13 protein-coding genes are annotated in these 15737 nt (G+C 47.1%); 10 read left to right on the top strand and 3 right to left on the bottom strand.

Translation table 11 applies throughout. The features are described from left to right. Positions 1-37: 37 nt before the first annotated feature. Positions 38-565 carry an endonuclease SmrB gene (gene smrB, locus AC5YBX_RS10855; RefSeq protein ID WP_494523658.1) on the bottom strand — a complete coding sequence of 176 codons (528 nt, stop codon included), beginning with the start codon at positions 563-565 and terminating at the stop codon, positions 38-40. A 79-nt stretch (positions 566-644) separates the two neighbouring features. Here smrB and prmB point away from each other — a divergent pair, with 79 nt between their 5' ends. The 6 genes from prmB (at position 645) to AC5YBX_RS10825 (ending at position 6086) form a co-directional block, all read left to right on the top strand. Continuing rightward, positions 645-1589, top strand: coding sequence for a 50S ribosomal protein L3 N(5)-glutamine methyltransferase (gene prmB / locus AC5YBX_RS10850; RefSeq protein ID WP_494521471.1), 945 nt, complete (start codon positions 645-647; stop codon positions 1587-1589). 97 nt (positions 1590-1686) lie between these two features. Then, positions 1687-2781: a chorismate synthase gene (gene aroC / locus AC5YBX_RS10845; protein ID WP_475514236.1), complete on the top strand. Its 1095-nt coding sequence runs from the start codon at positions 1687-1689 to the stop codon at positions 2779-2781. An 88-nt stretch (positions 2782-2869) separates the two neighbouring features. Next, positions 2870-4045 carry an MFS transporter gene (locus AC5YBX_RS10840; protein ID WP_494523657.1) on the top strand — a complete coding sequence of 392 codons (1176 nt, stop codon included), beginning with the start codon at positions 2870-2872 and terminating at the stop codon, positions 4043-4045. Between the two features lie 51 nt (positions 4046-4096). Then, the gene (locus tag AC5YBX_RS10835; RefSeq protein ID WP_494523656.1) at positions 4097-5227 is read left to right on the top strand and encodes an ATP-NAD kinase family protein; all 1131 of its coding nucleotides are present in this window, start codon (positions 4097-4099) and stop codon (positions 5225-5227) included. 38 nt (positions 5228-5265) lie between these two features. Then, positions 5266-5547: a YfcL family protein gene (locus AC5YBX_RS10830; protein ID WP_475514233.1), complete on the top strand. Its 282-nt coding sequence runs from the start codon at positions 5266-5268 to the stop codon at positions 5545-5547. Positions 5548-5549: 2 nt separating this feature from the next. Then, complete coding sequence (locus tag AC5YBX_RS10825; protein ID WP_494524812.1) at positions 5550-6086, top strand: TrmH family RNA methyltransferase; 537 nt, start codon at positions 5550-5552, stop codon at positions 6084-6086. 292 nt (positions 6087-6378) lie between these two features. Here the strand turns inward: AC5YBX_RS10825 and mnmC1 are convergent, their stop codons facing one another. Next, positions 6379-8385 carry an FAD-dependent 5-carboxymethylaminomethyl-2-thiouridine(34) oxidoreductase MnmC1 gene (gene mnmC1 / locus AC5YBX_RS10820; RefSeq protein WP_494523655.1) on the bottom strand — a complete coding sequence of 669 codons (2007 nt, stop codon included), beginning with the start codon at positions 8383-8385 and terminating at the stop codon, positions 6379-6381. Between the two features lie 103 nt (positions 8386-8488). On the opposite strand from mnmC1, the gene fabB reads away from it, so the two are divergent. Beyond that, positions 8489-9700, top strand: a complete 1212-nt coding sequence (gene fabB, locus AC5YBX_RS10815) for a beta-ketoacyl-ACP synthase I (RefSeq protein ID WP_475514231.1) — start codon at positions 8489-8491, stop codon at positions 9698-9700. A gap of 66 nt (positions 9701-9766) precedes the next feature. Here fabB and AC5YBX_RS10810 read toward each other — a convergent pair whose 3' ends face one another. Next, the gene (locus tag AC5YBX_RS10810; RefSeq protein ID WP_494521475.1) at positions 9767-10504 is read right to left on the bottom strand and encodes a YciK family oxidoreductase; all 738 of its coding nucleotides are present in this window, start codon (positions 10502-10504) and stop codon (positions 9767-9769) included. 260 nt (positions 10505-10764) lie between these two features. On the opposite strand from AC5YBX_RS10810, the gene AC5YBX_RS10805 reads away from it, so the two are divergent. From AC5YBX_RS10805 to AC5YBX_RS10795, 3 genes are all read left to right on the top strand, one after another. Continuing rightward, a complete protein-coding gene (locus AC5YBX_RS10805; protein WP_494523654.1) occupies positions 10765-13296 on the top strand; it encodes a VolA/Pla-1 family phospholipase in 2532 nt (843 codons plus the stop codon). A gap of 134 nt (positions 13297-13430) precedes the next feature. After that, positions 13431-14462, top strand: a complete 1032-nt coding sequence (gene sohB / locus AC5YBX_RS10800; protein ID WP_494523653.1) for a protease SohB — start codon at positions 13431-13433, stop codon at positions 14460-14462. Between the two features lie 202 nt (positions 14463-14664). After that, entirely contained in the window at positions 14665-15687 is a 1023-nt protein-coding gene (locus tag AC5YBX_RS10795) for an AraC family transcriptional regulator (RefSeq protein ID WP_494523652.1), read from the top strand. Positions 15688-15737: the final 50 nt, after the last annotated feature.

The following is a 15737-nucleotide window of genomic DNA, read 5'->3' as shown; positions in this document are numbered from 1 at the left end:
TATTAAAAAGGACGCTTGAAGCGTCCTTTTTGCTGAGCTAATCCCATTCATGACGCTCGCCAACATCGACTAACACCAGTAGTGCGGCATCGCCGCCCCACTCTTTAGGGGCTTTATGGAATGCCTTTACATGTGGATGCTGTGCCAGCCACATGGGGATATTTTGTTTTAATACCCCAGTGCCATGTCCATGCATAACGCAGCAGCATGGGCAATGTTGTTTTATGCAAGCTTGCAGCAGGGCAGCGAGTTCTAATTTGGCCTCAGATTGGCGCATGCCATGGAGGTCTAATAACAGTTCGGGTTGATAGTCACCGCGGCGTAGCCGTTTGACTTCAAAGCTGTCGACATCATCGCGCGCCCACCGCATTGCACCTTCGGTAGGCAGGTATGGTTGGTAAGTATCTGAAAAATAGCTGTCGGCATGCAGTTCTGTGGTTTTGGCTTCCACTTCCCGCTTGGTTTTTTGTGGCGTCGAAAAATGACGCTTATCTTGTTTAAGCGGCGTTATGCCTTGGGTCAGGGCCGAAAATAGCGCCTGACCTTCATCTTTTTCTTTATTCATGGGGCTATTTTATTGAATCCGATGCCATATGAATAGAGTTCAGTTACAATGAGGTCGAACTATCTAGCTGGAGTATGTTTTGGATAAGATTTTTGTTGATGAAGCGGTAACCGAATTACGCACCATAGGTGACATGTTACGTTGGGCTGTGAGCCGTTTTAATGATGCTAACATCTATTATGGTCACGGAACCGACAACGCATGGGATGAAGCCATTGCATTAGTGTTTCATGCACTGCACCTTCCTGAAGAGATAGGCCAACAGGTCATCCATTCTAATTTGACCAGCAGCGAAAAACATAAAATTGTTGAGCTGATCATACGTCGTGTACGTGAACGTTTACCTGTTCCTTACCTGACCAATAAAGCTCATTTCGCAGGGCTTGAGTTTTATGTCGATGAGCGGGTATTAGTGCCGCGTTCTCCAATTGCCGAAATGATAGCTAATCGCTTTAGCCCTTGGCTTTATAACAAACCAGTTAACCGTATTCTTGACCTATGTACCGGCAGTGCTTGTATTGCCATCGCCTGTGCTTATGAGTTTGAAGACGCCGAGGTCGATGCACTTGATATCAGCGCCGATGCACTAGAAGTGGCACAGATTAACATTGAAACCTTAGGTGTGATGGACAGGGTGTTTCCGATCGAGTCGGATCTCTTTAGTGCTATCCCTAAAGGGCCGCAATACGATCTGATTGTTTCTAATCCGCCTTATGTCGATGCTGAAGATATTGGTGATATGCCAGATGAATACCATCATGAGCCAGAGCTAGGGTTAGCGTCGGGGCGCGATGGTCTAGATTTAACCAAGCGCATTCTAGCCAATGCCTTAGACTACCTCACTGAAGATGGCCTGTTAGTGGTTGAAGTAGGTAATTCTATGGTGCACCTTATCGAGCAATTCCCCGAAGTCCCGTTTACTTGGGTGAACTTTGAAAACGGCGGTGATGGGGTATTTGTTTTGACTCATGATCAGCTAGTTGAAAATGAATCACTGTTCGCCATCTACAAAGATAGTGAATAATAGCCATTTGTGGGTTTAGGGATAAGCCAGCCTATTGGGTAATTAACCATTAGGCTAGGCTTGAAAACGTCTAATAACATTGAGGTGAATAAAGCAGATGTCGGGAAACAGTATTGGTCAAAATTTTGTAGTGACTACATTTGGTGAAAGCCATGGTAAGGCATTGGGGTGTATTATTGACGGATGCCCTCCGGGATTGACGCTGAATGAAGCCGATATGCAACACGATCTTGACCGTCGCCGCCCGGGAACATCTCGCTATACCACTGCACGACGTGAAGCCGACGAAGTGCAAATTCTCTCGGGGGTGTTTGAAGGGAAAACCACAGGGACCTCGATTGGTTTAGTGATTCAAAATACCGATCAACGCAGTCAAGATTACTCCAACATTAAAGATCAGTTTCGTCCAGGACATGCTGATTATACCTATCAGCAAAAATATGGCCTGCGGGATTACCGCGGTGGGGGACGTTCATCGGCTCGTGAAACGGCCATGCGTGTTGCTGCTGGCGCTGTGGCTAAAAAGTATTTAAAGCAAGTGCATGGTATCGACATTCACGGTTATCTCAGCGCGTTAGGACCGATTGTGGCTGACAAAGTCGATTTAGCTCAGGTCGAGCAAAATGCGTTTTTCTTTCCTGATGCCGATAAGTTAGTCGCCCTTGATGATTACATGCGTGATTTGAAAAAGAGCGGTGATTCGATTGGCGCTAAAGTTTCAGTCGTCGCAACCAATGTTCCCGTTGGTCTGGGTGAACCGGTATTTGATCGACTCGATGCCGACATTGCCCATGCATTAATGGGGATCAACGCGGTAAAAGGCGTCGAGATTGGCGATGGATTTGAGGTGGTTAATCAAAAAGGCTCTGAGCATCGTGACTTAATGTCACCTCAAGGTTTTGCATCTAACCATGCCGGCGGCATCTTGGGAGGGATCTCCTCGGGTCAGCCGATAGTGGCCCATATAGCCATGAAACCCACATCCAGCATCAGTGTGCCGGGCGAGAGCATGACGGTACAAGGTGAAGAGTCTGAGGTGGTGACCAAAGGGCGACACGACCCTTGCGTCGGGATCCGCGCCGTGCCCATTGCCGAAGCGATGTTGGCCATTGTACTTATGGATCACCTGTTACGTCACCGTGCACAAAATGCCGATGTACACAGCGAAACCCCGGTTATTGGGATGAGATAATCTCAATCAGTGACGTAAAAGAGGGCACATAGTATGTGCCTTCTTTTGTTGTACATCAGATAATTAATGAGTTGATTGAGCCTTACACATGCAACAAGCAGATACTTTTCACTCCTTGCGCTGGATCAGCGCTTGTTATTTTTTCTTCTTCGCTATTCTCGGGGTGCTAGTCCCTTATCTTGGCGTATTTTTCGAGCATCGCGGCTTTGAGGCGCAAGAAATTGGCTTCTTATTGGCGATTTTAATGGCCACCCGAATTATCGCCCCCAATGTATGGGCCATGGTTGCCGATAAAACCGGCATGCGCGGTCAACTGGTTAAGCTCGGCGCGGGCTGCTCCGCGGTGGCGTTTTTAAGCTTTTTCTATCACGGTGGTTTTGTCTACCTTGCTATTAGTCTCAGTATTTACACCTTCTTCTGGAATGCTATTTTGGCGCAGTTAGAAGTGATCACGCTAGAAACCTTGGGCGAAAACACCAGTAAATACGGTAAAATCCGCAGTTTTGGCAGTGTCGGTTATCTGGTGTTTGTGGTCAGCGTTGGCTTTGGTATCAGCTATTTTGGCACCGAAATTCTTCCTTTTGTCGGGTTGGGTTTGTTTTTATGTCTGCTGGGCTGTTCATTGTCACTGCCTAACACTCGAGTGATGGTGGACAAACTGACTTCAGTTGAACCGCTTAAAATCGATAAGGGAATTTTTTGGTTTTTGGTGTCGGCACTGTTACTGCAAATGAGCGCCGGGCCTTTTTATGGCTTTTTTGTGCTGTATCTCAAGCAAGTTGGTTATAGCGAATCCACCGCTGGCGTGTATGTTGCGCTGGGAGTGCTGGCTGAAATTGTGATGTTTATGTTTGCGCCGCGACTCATGGGGCGTTACGGGGTGAAGACATTATTGGTGGTCAGTATTGGCTTTAGTGCTGTGCGTTGGTTATTAATGGCTTTTTGTGTTGGCAATATGTTCTGGCTTGGCGTGAGCCAACTTTTGCATGCCTTTACCTTTGGTTTAGTGCACGCGGCGTCGATTCAGTTTGTGCACCAAAAATTTGATATTCGTCACCGCAGTAAGGGCCAAGCGCTGTATGCCAGCCTAAGCTTTGGAGTGGGCGGCGCGTTGGGCACCTGGCTATGTGGTTTTATTTGGGGTGATGGTTCGCAAGCGTGGCTTAGTTGGGCGGTTGCCGCCGCGTGCGCTGGTGTATCTATGTTAGCGGTATTATGTATTCCTAGTCTTAATTCGAGTAACCCGAAGACCGCGAACGCCTAAGGTGAAAGCCAATCAAATTAGTGCAAAGTATAAAACAGGGAGAACCGTTGGATGAGTAACACATTTCGCTTGGGGGTTATCATTAACCCTCTGGCTGGACTTGGGGGCAGTGTTGCCTTAAAGGGCAGTGATGGCGTGGCGGCTGAGGCGATGGCTCGCGGCGCTGAGCCTAAGGCGCATTTGCGTATGGCTCAAGCATTAGAGGTTATTTTACCTTATCGAGATAAAGTGGAGCTGATCACCGCCTCTGGCACTATGGGCGAAGAGGTCGCGCTTAAATTGGGCTTTAACCATCAAGTGGCATATCACAGCGCAGTAGAGACAGAGGCGCGAGATACCCAAGATGCGGTCAGAGCCATACAAGCCTATGGGATAGATCTGCTGTTGTTTGCGGGTGGCGATGGTACCGCTCGGGATATCTTTGCCGTGGTTGATGAGACCTTGCCAGTGCTGGGCGTACCAGCAGGGGTCAAAATACACTCGGGCGTTTATGGTATTACCCCCCACGCTTCTGGCATGGTGATCAAGTTGCTATTAGATGGCGAGTTGGTCAGCTTAATGACGGGTGATGTGATGGATATCGACGAAGTGGCTTTTCGGCAGGGGACGGTAAAGGCGCGCCGCTTTGGTGAGATGTTGGTTCCAGCCGAGCCACGCTATATTCAAGCCGTAAAAATGGGCGGTAGAGAGGTTGATGAGTTAGTGCTTAGTGATATTGCTGCCCAAGTGATAGATCAGATGGAAGATGAGCTTTTTATCATGGGCTCTGGCAGCACTGTGGCTGCGGTTATGCAAGAGCTGGGCTTAGCGAATACGCTGCTTGGGGTCGATGTGATCGCGCACCGTCAGTTGGTTGGTAGCGATTTAACCGCCAACGAGCTGCTTGAATTGACTCAAGATAGGCAATGTAAATTGGTGATCACCCTTATTGGTGGACAAGGCCATATTTTAGGCCGAGGCAACCAACAGTTGTCGAGTCGGCTTATCCGCGCCGTTGGTAAAGACAATATTATTATCTTAGCCACAAAAACTAAACTAAAAGCACTTGAAGGACGCCCCTTAATTGTGGATAGTGGCGACCCAGAACTCGACGCCGAATTGTGCGGCTATTATAAAGTCGTCACGGGATACCGCGATTATGTCATGTATCAGGTGGCCAACCCTGATCTTGTCTCAAGATAAGTTAAGCGGCAATACACTGTTAATTGATTGGAGAAACCATGTTAGAGCAGTACGAACAAGCATTAGATCAATGGATTGCAACAAAAGTAGCGCAGGGCGATGACGATCAACTGTTTGCCAGTGGTTATTTGCAAGGCCACTTTGCCGTGGTGTTGTCGCAGTTAGAAGTTCAAGCAGAGCAAGACCATCAAGCACTAGATGACAAGATGCAGGTTTGTTTGGAAACCGCTAAAACGGAGCTCGCGCCGGCCGACTTTTTATTAGTGCAAGGCGCTTGGGATGAATTAAGCGCAAAAATTGCCAGCTTGGAAGCCCAGTGATCATGCCATGCGATTCGTTTGTGACGATAGGGTTAGTTAATCCCAAAAGCCCCACTAATGTGGGTGGCGTTATGCGCGCCGCAGGCTGTTACCGCGCCGATGCCGTCACTTATACGGGTAAACGTTATGCACTCGCAGCCAAGCATCGTGGTGAGCAATACAATACCGATACCAAAGGTGCGGGACTAACGATCCCCTTAACGGGTGTCGAATGTCTACTGGAGGGGCTTGATGTCGATACGCAAGTGATCTGCGTTGATTTAGTCGAAGGGGCTATTCCGCTGCCTGAATTTATGCACCCTAATAAAGCCATTTATCTGTTTGGCCCCGAAGATGGCACGATTGATCAGTATCTGATTGATCGCGCCAATGCGGTGGTTTATATGCCCACTGTGGGGTGCATGAACTTAGCATCGTCAGTCAATGTGCTGTTATACGACAGGTTAGCTAAAGGTGAGCCCACTGGCAGCGATGAGTTGATCCGTCAAAGTCGCGATACCAATAATCGCGTCAAAGTGAAAACCAACGCCACGTTATAAGCTAAGCTCATACTCAATCTTTGCCCTATGACCAACGTTAAACGTTAGTCATAGGGCAGCGTTCAGGTGATTTAACTTTTAGCACACGCTTAATCGTTCACCTTAATTGTTAACTTAGGCCCTATCTGTTTTATTGTAGCCATGTTGCATAGCAAGCTTATTTAGCCTTACGTAATCAATTACCGTTAATATCCGTCACACATATCTTTCAATAATATCCGCAGCTTCAGCAATCATCGTTCTTGCTTACTTACATATTTGCTTGCTTATAGCTTATATAAGTAACCTGATGTCACATCAGTGCTTTGCCTTTAATCAATTTTCTCATCCACATCCGGTTGGGATTCAACAAGCCTAGAATGGGTGTCGTGGTTGGGATCAATTCGCCGCACATTTGCGCTGCCAGCAACTCTGCCGCTAACGGGCCCGAGGTCAGACCGCGCGAGCCCAGTCCTCCTAATATAAAGAGTCCATCGTGGATCGGTGCCTGGGTATGTTGCCAATACTGCGCGCTCGATTTAGTGTGTTGCTGGGTTTGGTAGGCGTCGATGATGGCATCATAATCTGGCGCGCAGCCCATCATAGGGGCGTGATCTCGGGTCACCATACGCACTCCTACGCGGGCGCTATGGCCGCTAATATCGACATCTTTAGTCCAGTCAGTTTGGTAGCTGGTGCGTATTTTATCTAAGTTATCCAGCTGTTCGGTCACACTGTAATCAAGGTTATCGGGATCTTTAATATAGCTAGCCCCAGTGCAATGCAGTTCGTCATGGGCTGGCGTTAGGTAGCCGTGAGAGCACAGTACCGTAGTGAGCTTTTTAAGCGCAAAACGTGATGGAATATGGCTAACTTGTCCCCTAAAGCCGCTGATCGGAAGTTGTGCGGTTTGCGAAAAACCGGTTAAGTGGCGACCATTGGCCAGAACCAGGTTGGCAAATGGCCCAAACGCTTGTTGCTTATGACCCACTTGTGCATTGATGTACCACTGATTATCACGCCGCTCAATGGCGGTCACTTGGGTATTAAAGTGGCACGTCACATCACTCAGTGTGGTGGCTTTTTCTATGGCAGCGGTGGTTAGTTGCTGTGGGTTAACCCAGCCACCCAAGGGGTAATAGATAGCGTCTATGCCTATCTCTATCCCTGCGATAGCACTGGCTTGGGCGCCAGTAAGAGGCTTAGCTATGGTATCAGCCCAGGCTCTGGCGGTGATGATTTTATGCAAGCGCTTGGCACTGCGATCATCATGGCCTGTTTGCAAGACACCGCAAAAATCATGATTAATCTTGTATCCTTGCTTAACGAGGGCATTAATCCGCTGGCGACTAAACAGGTATCCTTGCAGAAAAAATTGGCTCAATGGCCCATCTTCTGGTGTCAATAGCGGATAGATTGCCCCTTGTTTATTGCCAGAGGCCTGTTGGCCTGGGGCGTTATCCATGCAAAATAGCGTCAGTGCCTGGCCGCGCTCGGCAAGTGATAAGGCCAAGCAGCCACTGGCCACGCCGCCGCCGATAATGGCGGTATTACCGTCTGTGGCACTTTTTAGCGGATTATAGGCAAAGGTTTGTTGCTGCTGGTAACGTAATGCGGCGCGCTCTTTTTTAGCAATATCCAGACTGACCGGATCGGGATGGCTAAGGAGCGTCATTTCACTGAGCGGTTCTAACGGCCACTGTAATAAACGAAAGCCGCAAAGCTGGGTGACGTTACTCAGCTGTTGCTGCACCGAGGTACTGAGTGATTCATTGGGGTAAGCCGCCAGTATTACGCTTGCGTCATCATCGGATAATCTCGCGAGCTGCCATGCTAGCGGGTGATCTAATTGAGAGGCTTGAGCTTTGCTGAACATCCACGCACCAAAGGTTTGCTCAGCAGTAGCGAGTTGTTTTAATGCTTGTACGGTTTGGTCTATGTGCACATCTATCGATAAGGCACCATTGAAGCCAATAACCCGATGACAGCCAGCCACTGCCGACATGCTGATGTCATCAAGCTGCTGTACAATGGCATCAAATGGTTGGCATTGCTGTGCAAGGGAGCTTAAATCACTCGCCTGTGCAACAAAGTAGTGCAGTCTTAATGGGCTTTGTTGAGGTGAATGGCCGATATGGCTGAGCAACTGTTTGATGACAGATTCAAGGCCAGGACCTATGATACCCAACATCATAGGTCGGTGTGCTGCAGGATAAAGGTGTGCCAAAATAGAATCAATGACACTTTTGTTTACACAAATTGGGGTTTTATTTTCAGGTTCGTTAGCCAATGATTTTACTCTGACGATGATATTAGGCATTATTTTACCTGCCTTTATGGAAAGCTGACCACTTAATTGCGTTAAAAGCGCTACTATTGGCCCAGCAAAATTGGTACTAAACGTACGGAATGGACAGTAAATAATGAAAAGAGTCGTGATCACCGGACTTGGCATAGTTTCAAGTATTGGTAATAACAAGCAAGAAGTCACCGAGTCACTTAAAGCAGGTCGTAGTGGGATCACCCACTCAGATCAGTTTGAAGAAATGAAGCTTCGTAGCCATGTTTGGGGCGACATTAAGTTAGACCCTAAAGAACATATCGATCGTAAAGCATTACGTTTTATGGGCGATGCCGCAGCTTATGCGTACATTGCCATGGAGCAAGCGATTAATGATGCAGGGCTAACAGAAGAGCAATACTCACATCATCGCGTTGGTATTATCGCAGGTACGGGCGGCGCATCATCGGCCAACCAGGTACAAGCTGCCGATACCCTGCGTGAAAAAGGCGTTAAGCGCGTTGGTCCTTACATTGTGCCACGTATTATGTCGAGCACGGCTAGCGCTTGTCTTGCTACTCCATTCAAAATTAAAGGCATGAACTATTCGATTAGTTCTGCCTGTGCTACCAGTGCGCACTGTATTGGTCATGCGGTTGAGCTTATTCAGATGGGCAAACAAGATATGGTGTTTGCTGGTGGTGCAGAAGAGGTTGATTGGACTTTGACCATGGGCTTTGACGCCATGGGCGCGCTATCGACTAAGTATAACGATTGCCCGGAAAAAGCCTCTCGTACCTATGATGCTGACCGTGATGGTTTTGTTATCTCTGGCGGTGGCGGAATCGTGGTCGTTGAAGAACTTGAGCATGCACTAGCGCGCGGTGCAAAAATTTATGCCGAAGTGGTGGGTTACGGCGCATCATCAGATGGTTATGACATGGTTGCGCCATCAGGCGAAGGTGCAGTGCGTTGTATGCAAATGGCGCTTGCCGATGTCGATACCCCTATCGATTATATCAATACCCATGGTACGTCGACACCAGTAGGTGACATGCGTGAACTAGAAGCATTAGCCGAAACCTTTGGTGATAAGCTTCCACCGATAGCTTCTACTAAGTCACTGACGGGGCATGCTCTGGGTGCAGCTGGTGTTCATGAAGCGATCTATAGTCTTATCATGATGGAAAGCGGCTTTATTGCGCCGAGCATCAATATCGATAACGTCGATGAAAAAGCTAAAGGCATGCCGATTGTGACTGAATATCGTGAGGCGGAGCTTAATACTATTATGAGTAATAGCTTTGGCTTCGGTGGCACTAATGCCACTTTAGTGATGCGCAAATATAAATAGATAATTTTTATAGTTGATGCATAGAAAAGGGAAGCGCAAGCTTCCCTTTTTTATAATTCAATCAGGCTATTGGGCGTTAAATTGCTGGCCTGTAATGTCACTAGAGTCATCACCCATTAGGTATAAGTAGGTTGGCATGAGCTCTTCTGGGGTTTTCAAGGTTTGTGGGTTTTCTGCTGGGTAGGCGTTGGCCCGCATACCTGTGCGAGTCGCCCCAGGGTTGATGCTATTGGCGCGCAGGGAAGTCCCTTGGTATTCATGGGCAATGGATTGCATCATGCCTTCGGTGGCGAATTTTGAAATAGCATATTCGCCCCAAAATGCGCGGCCCTGACGGCCAACACTGCTTGAGGTAAAAATGAGCGATGCCGATGGCGCTTTCTTCATCACGGGTAATAATGCCTTGGTCATCATGATCTCGGCAACCACGTTGACTTGCAATACATCTCTTACCGAATCGAGTGAGATATGCTCAAATGGCCCTAACACCCCTAATAAGCTGGCATTGTGCAGTAAACCATCTAGGTGGCCAAATTGCTGTTCTATGGTTTCGGCCATATCGATATAGTTTTGCTCAGTAGCGCCTTTTAAATCTAATGGCACAATAGCAGGTGTTGGGTAACCGGCTTGTTCAATTTGATCATATACGGCTTCAAGCTTTTTGACCGTTTTGCCTAATAAGATCACCGTGGCGCCATGCTCAGCGTATGCCAGTGCAGCGGCGCGTCCAATGCCATCACCTGCACCAGTAACCAATATGGTTTTATCTTTAAGTAAATCTTTTGCTGCCTGATATTCCAACATGAGTTAATTTTTCCTATTAGCGGAATTACCCGCCATTTCTATGATTTATTACAGTCAAAAACAGTTGTTTAAAACAAACGATTAAGTTACGACCTTTTCTAGTACCCCTTGTTGTGACAAAAATGTAGCTAACTCAATAATTTTACGTTAACTTGAGCTGAGATAGGGGCTGAAAAAGTCCTACGGGTCACGCAAGGAAGACTATTGTGACCAATTTTTGGGGAAAACAAAATTATTACAACAAGATTTGGGGAAAAAAGATGAAAAGACTCTTTTTGGGTGTTGCAATAGCATCCGCGTTAGGAATGACAGGTTGTAGCGAGGATAGTGTTGAGCAATTAGCGGATAAGACCGAACCGTTGACTCCTCAATCAACAATAGTATTTGATCCGGCTAATGGCGCAGTGCCGTTACCTAACGATCTGCTCTTTAGTGGTACGCTCGATGGTACCATCACTATTCCTAAAAGTTCAGATCCCGATGCGCCAAGTGAGGCGAAAGGTGATTACACTGATCCCACAATAGCGCTAGGGGCATTGGATGGTTGGTCTACCACCTCGCCAATTTCGATTAATGTTGCTCTGGCGACTAACAGTCAAGGCGAAGCGCTGACATTAGATGCCGCCTCTGTTGCTCAGCCTGGCGCGGTGCGATTGTTTGAAGCGACGGTCGGCGGGCCACTTTCAACCGATCCCGAATGCCAAGCGGCAGCTTCGGTATCGGCCTGTAAAGTGGGCGATGAGCTGCAATTTGGTATTGATTTTGTCACAACCACATCGGGTAGCACCATTGCCGTTATTCCGCTTAAACCACTTAAAGCCAATCAATCTTATATTTATGCTACCACCAATCTGGTACACGATTCAGAGGGCCGTGCGCTTGCGCCATCTTCGACTTACGGCTTGTTAAAGCTTGATATTGAAACCAAGCCGTTAGAGACACCTGAGCAGTTAATGCTACAAGGTTTAGTTAATAGTTATGAAAAAGGCATTGCCGCTGCCCACGGTGTTGACTCTTCAAGCATCAGTTATTCTGCTTTGTTTACCACTCAAGCGATCAGTGATGTCTATGAGACCACTAAGTTATTGATGTTACAAGAAGGCTCTCCATTTGCTCCTTCGATGACAATCCCCATGCCACATCCGTTAGGCCTGACCGTGGCAGAGGCTGCTGGTTTGACGGAAGCCGATGGTCCAGCTTATGTCGTATCGAGCCTTGCCGATGTTTATGTCGCACAGCTGACGTTGCCAACTTATGGGCAGTGTAACTCTGTAAGGTGTGCTGGCAGTATCGATGATGAATGGAGCGCAGGCAGGAATGGCTATTGGAAAGCATTAGGCGATAGCCCAGTCTCGGTACTGCTAGCGCTTCAATCTGGCACTATGAGTCAGCAAAACTTTGGCGCACAAGCGGTGGCACACGGTATCGATCCGAGTCAAGGATTGGCTAACCCAGCGTTGCTGGCAGGTAAAACGTGGCTGCTCGATGATGGCACTGCCGCCGATAAAGCCAAGCATTTGACTAAATTTAATCCGATCCCAGCGCCAACAGGTCGTGAGACAGTCCCTGTATTGATCTCTATGCCAAATGCAGAGAGATTAGCCGCTTTTTATACCGCACAAGGTTTACCCTTTACTGCTCCTACTGCTGGTTGGCCGACAACAATTGCCATGCATGGCTTAGGCGGGGGTAAAGAGATGTCACTTGCCTATGCCGGAAGCTATGCCGCCATGGGCGTTGCGACTATTGCTATCGATATGCCGCTGCACGGTGCGCGTTCATTTGATGCTGATGGCGATGGTACCTATGAAGTATCGGCGACAGACCCGTCATATGGTGCCGTTGTCGGGACGCCAGATGCATTTACAAATGGAAGTCCACTAGTCTTTATCAACATCGGCAGTACCTTGTCGGTCAGAGATAATTTCAGACAAGCGACTGTCGATCATTTAGGTCTTCGTGCGGCATTGACCGGATTAGCTGGCGGCCTAGCCGCTGCGCAGATGCCACAGATGTTCGACATTACTAAAATTAGCGCGCAAGGCTTGAGTCTTGGGGCGATAGTCGGTACTGACTTTGCCACCTATGCCAGCACAGGTTTAACGCACCCAGAAAATGGTGCCGATTTAAGCTATGTACATAAGCTCAATGCGGTATCGCTCGTTGCGCCAGCGGGTGGTGTTGCTGGTACCTTTATCGGTTCAGCGACTTTTGGTCCAGTACTGTTTAACAATGTTACTGCCACTGAAACGTTCCAAGCTTTAGTGGATGAAGCCAATAAGAGCACCAACTATGAACCAGGTTCGCCTGAATACGCAGCGCTTGTTCAGGCGGTATACGCACAGTTCCTGCCGACGTTTGCGTTTGCTGTACAAACAGCGGTGGATGGCATGGATCCAATTAACCACGCCGCAGCGTTAAAGGCGACAGGTTTGCCGGTTCACTTAATTGAAATTGCAGGTGATGGTAGCAACTTACCGGATCAAGTATTACCCAATAGCGTTGAGAACTTCCCTGTTTCAGGTACAGAGCCGTTAATCGCAAATCTCGGTCTTGAGTGTGTCGATACGACCACTGCTGGCTCGGGTGCGGTGCGCTTTAGTAAGGGTCATCATAGCTCTATCATCAGCCCAAGTGAGATCCCTGGTGTCACAGATGGTAAAGCGGGCGCTGCAACGGCAGAGATGCAGCAGCAAGTTGCCACTTTCGCCTTAACGGCCGGTAAGCAGCAGGCGTCTATCTTAATTCAAGATGCGTCGGTGATTCAACCGTGCCCAGTTGCCGCTCAGTAGCGATTTGAATAATTAGATAAAAAGCCCAGCATATGCTGGGTTTTTTTTATCACTGCATTTGTTATTCAAAGTAGTACTGATAGAATAACGGCCACATTTTTAGGGTAGTAATAGAGCCTCAAACGGAGTTTATTTTGGATTTTTTGTACGAGTATGGATTATTCCTTGCCAAGGCAGTCACTATCGTTATCGCCATTATCGCGGTAGTGGTGGTGATATTGGCGTCTGCGATTAAACAGAAAGCAGATAAAGGCGAATTAAAACTGACTAATTTGTCTGAAGAGTTACAGTCATTAAAGCACGATTTAAAAGAAGAGCTGCTGTCAAAGAAGCAGTTTAAGGCTTACGAAAAGCAATGTAAGGCGCAAGATAAAGCAAAAGAAAAGGCGGAAAAAAACCATGCTGATACACAGGTAGAGCCTAGGGTATTTGTCATTGACTTTAAAGGCAGTCTTGACGCCAGTGAAGTGGCATCACTGCGTGAAGAGATCAGCGCTATTTTAACCATTGCCGAAGCTGGCGATGAGGTGGTAGTGAATGTGGAAAGCGGCGGTGGTATGGTCCACGGTTACGGTTTGGCATCCAGTCAGCTTGATCGATTGCGCAGTGCAAATATCCCGCTCACTATCTGTGTGGATAAAGTCGCTGCCAGTGGTGGTTACATGATGGCGTGCGTTGCCGATAAGATTTACGCTGCACCGTTTGCTATCGTAGGCTCTATTGGTGTGGTTGCTCAAATTCCTAATTTTAATCGCTTACTGAAAAAGCACGATATCGATTATGAGCAACATACAGCGGGTGACTTTAAACGAACCTTGACTCTTTTTGGGGAAAACACCGATGAGGGACGTGAAAAGTTTCAGCAAGAACTAGAAGAAACCCATGTATTATTTAAAGGGTTTATCGCGAAATACCGCCCTAAACTTGATCTTGATAAAGTGGCGACGGGTGAGCATTGGTATGGTCAGCAAGCCATAGCATTAGGATTAATCGATGCGCTATCTACTAGCGATGATGTGATTATGAATCTGGCTAAAGATAAAACCGTAATTAAAGTGCGCTATCGATTGAAGAAAAAGTTGGCAGATAAAATTGCCCATGGTGCATCGCTCTGTGTAAATGCCATTTTTAATCGTATGGCTGAAAAAAATCAACCAATGAGTTGATCACTTCTCGGCATATTTTAAGACCCGCTTAAGGCGGGTTTTTTATTGGTTCTCTGTCTTGATCGCAATAGCGTTAATGTTTAATTGTTAAGTTTTGGTTAATACTGGTGTTCATTGCTGGTTTATTCTTATATAAATAATAAACACTAATTTAGTGCTCAGTTGATAAAGAGCCGGTAATGAATAAAAGTACGCTAACTCTATGAACTTTCCCCGACGCTTTGAAGCAACACTCATGGTTGGCGATCAACCTTACCCCGCATATGAACTTCGTAATTTACTGATGTTTGTCGCACAATATTATGGTGAAAGGCACCAGATGCGGTTATGCCAAGAGATTGGTATTGGTTTAAGTGAAGTGTCACAAATGCAATTTGTGTCGGTATGGCAGGTGGATTACGCCATGGCTTATTTAAGTCAGTTAGATGCCAATCTCGAGTTAGGGGCGAAATTAGGGGCAAGTTGTCGCTTACAGGATCTGGGCTATATCTTGCATCATTTATCGAGGTGTGCGACCTTAGGTGATTGTTTAAATTTTGTGATTTCGTCTCCGCAGTTGGTGGGCAGTGTCTCTGATACCTTACTGGGTAATGGTAAGCAAGTATTGTCATTACGCTGGTTAAATACCGCAAAAATTGCTAGAGGACACTTTAGATTACAGTTTTTAAATAGTGTTTGTTCGATGCTCGCCATCGCACGGCAACTGACTTTACAGCCGATAGTGCTGGACCAACTGTGTTTAGTCGATAAACAAGTTACTCATTCGAGCTGCGATTTTTTACCACACTATACTCAGGCCAATGTGCGATATAACAGCCCGTTTTATGAATGGTCTATTAATCGACAGCAACTCGCGCTGCCCATATGCTTTGATTTTCATGCTATCTCTTTTGAACGTAATTACGTGGCGACACCTTCTTTTATCGAGTCAATATTATGTGAGTTAAAGCGTGGCTTTCCGGATACCCCAAAACTGCAACAAATGGCCACAATACACAATGTTTCGGCACGAACCCTTAGGCGACGGTTAGCATTGGCGGGCACCAGTTATCAGAAATTGATTGACCAAGTACGTTGCCAAACCGCAATTGCGTTAATCGTGCAGGGAGATTGCAGTACGCAGGAAATAGCTGAATTGATGGGATTTGGAGAAGTCAGTCATTTTCGACAAAGCTTTAAGCATTGGTTGGGTTACCCTCCAGGGTATTTTAAGCGTCAGCTTTAGTTATCATTAGAACTGAATTGACCGAGTGTATTGCTGTAGTGAAGTAAGGC

Source organism: Shewanella sp. 492, from assembly GCF_059338445.1.
Note: the sequence above shows the minus strand (reverse complement) of the source record. Positions and strands in the feature narration are given on the sequence as shown.

Coding starts and splice junctions, on each gene's coding strand:
- aroC (WP_475514236.1), top strand. CDS start 1,687: ATGTCGGGAAACAGTATTGGTCAAAATTTTGTAGTGACTACATTTGGT.
- AC5YBX_RS10825 (WP_494524812.1), top strand. CDS start 5,550: ATGCCATGCGATTCGTTTGTGACGATAGGGTTAGTTAATCCCAAAAGC.
- AC5YBX_RS10830 (WP_475514233.1), top strand. CDS start 5,266: ATGTTAGAGCAGTACGAACAAGCATTAGATCAATGGATTGCAACAAAA.
- AC5YBX_RS10840 (WP_494523657.1), top strand. CDS start 2,870: ATGCAACAAGCAGATACTTTTCACTCCTTGCGCTGGATCAGCGCTTGT.
- fabB (WP_475514231.1), top strand. CDS start 8,489: ATGAAAAGAGTCGTGATCACCGGACTTGGCATAGTTTCAAGTATTGGT.
- AC5YBX_RS10835 (WP_494523656.1), top strand. CDS start 4,097: ATGAGTAACACATTTCGCTTGGGGGTTATCATTAACCCTCTGGCTGGA.
- AC5YBX_RS10810 (WP_494521475.1), bottom strand. CDS start 10,504: ATGTTGGAATATCAGGCAGCAAAAGATTTACTTAAAGATAAAACCATA.
- AC5YBX_RS10795 (WP_494523652.1), top strand. CDS start 14,665: ATGAACTTTCCCCGACGCTTTGAAGCAACACTCATGGTTGGCGATCAA.
- AC5YBX_RS10805 (WP_494523654.1), top strand. CDS start 10,765: ATGAAAAGACTCTTTTTGGGTGTTGCAATAGCATCCGCGTTAGGAATG.
- smrB (WP_494523658.1), bottom strand. CDS start 565: ATGAATAAAGAAAAAGATGAAGGTCAGGCGCTATTTTCGGCCCTGACC.
- mnmC1 (WP_494523655.1), bottom strand. CDS start 8,385: ATGCCTAATATCATCGTCAGAGTAAAATCATTGGCTAACGAACCTGAA.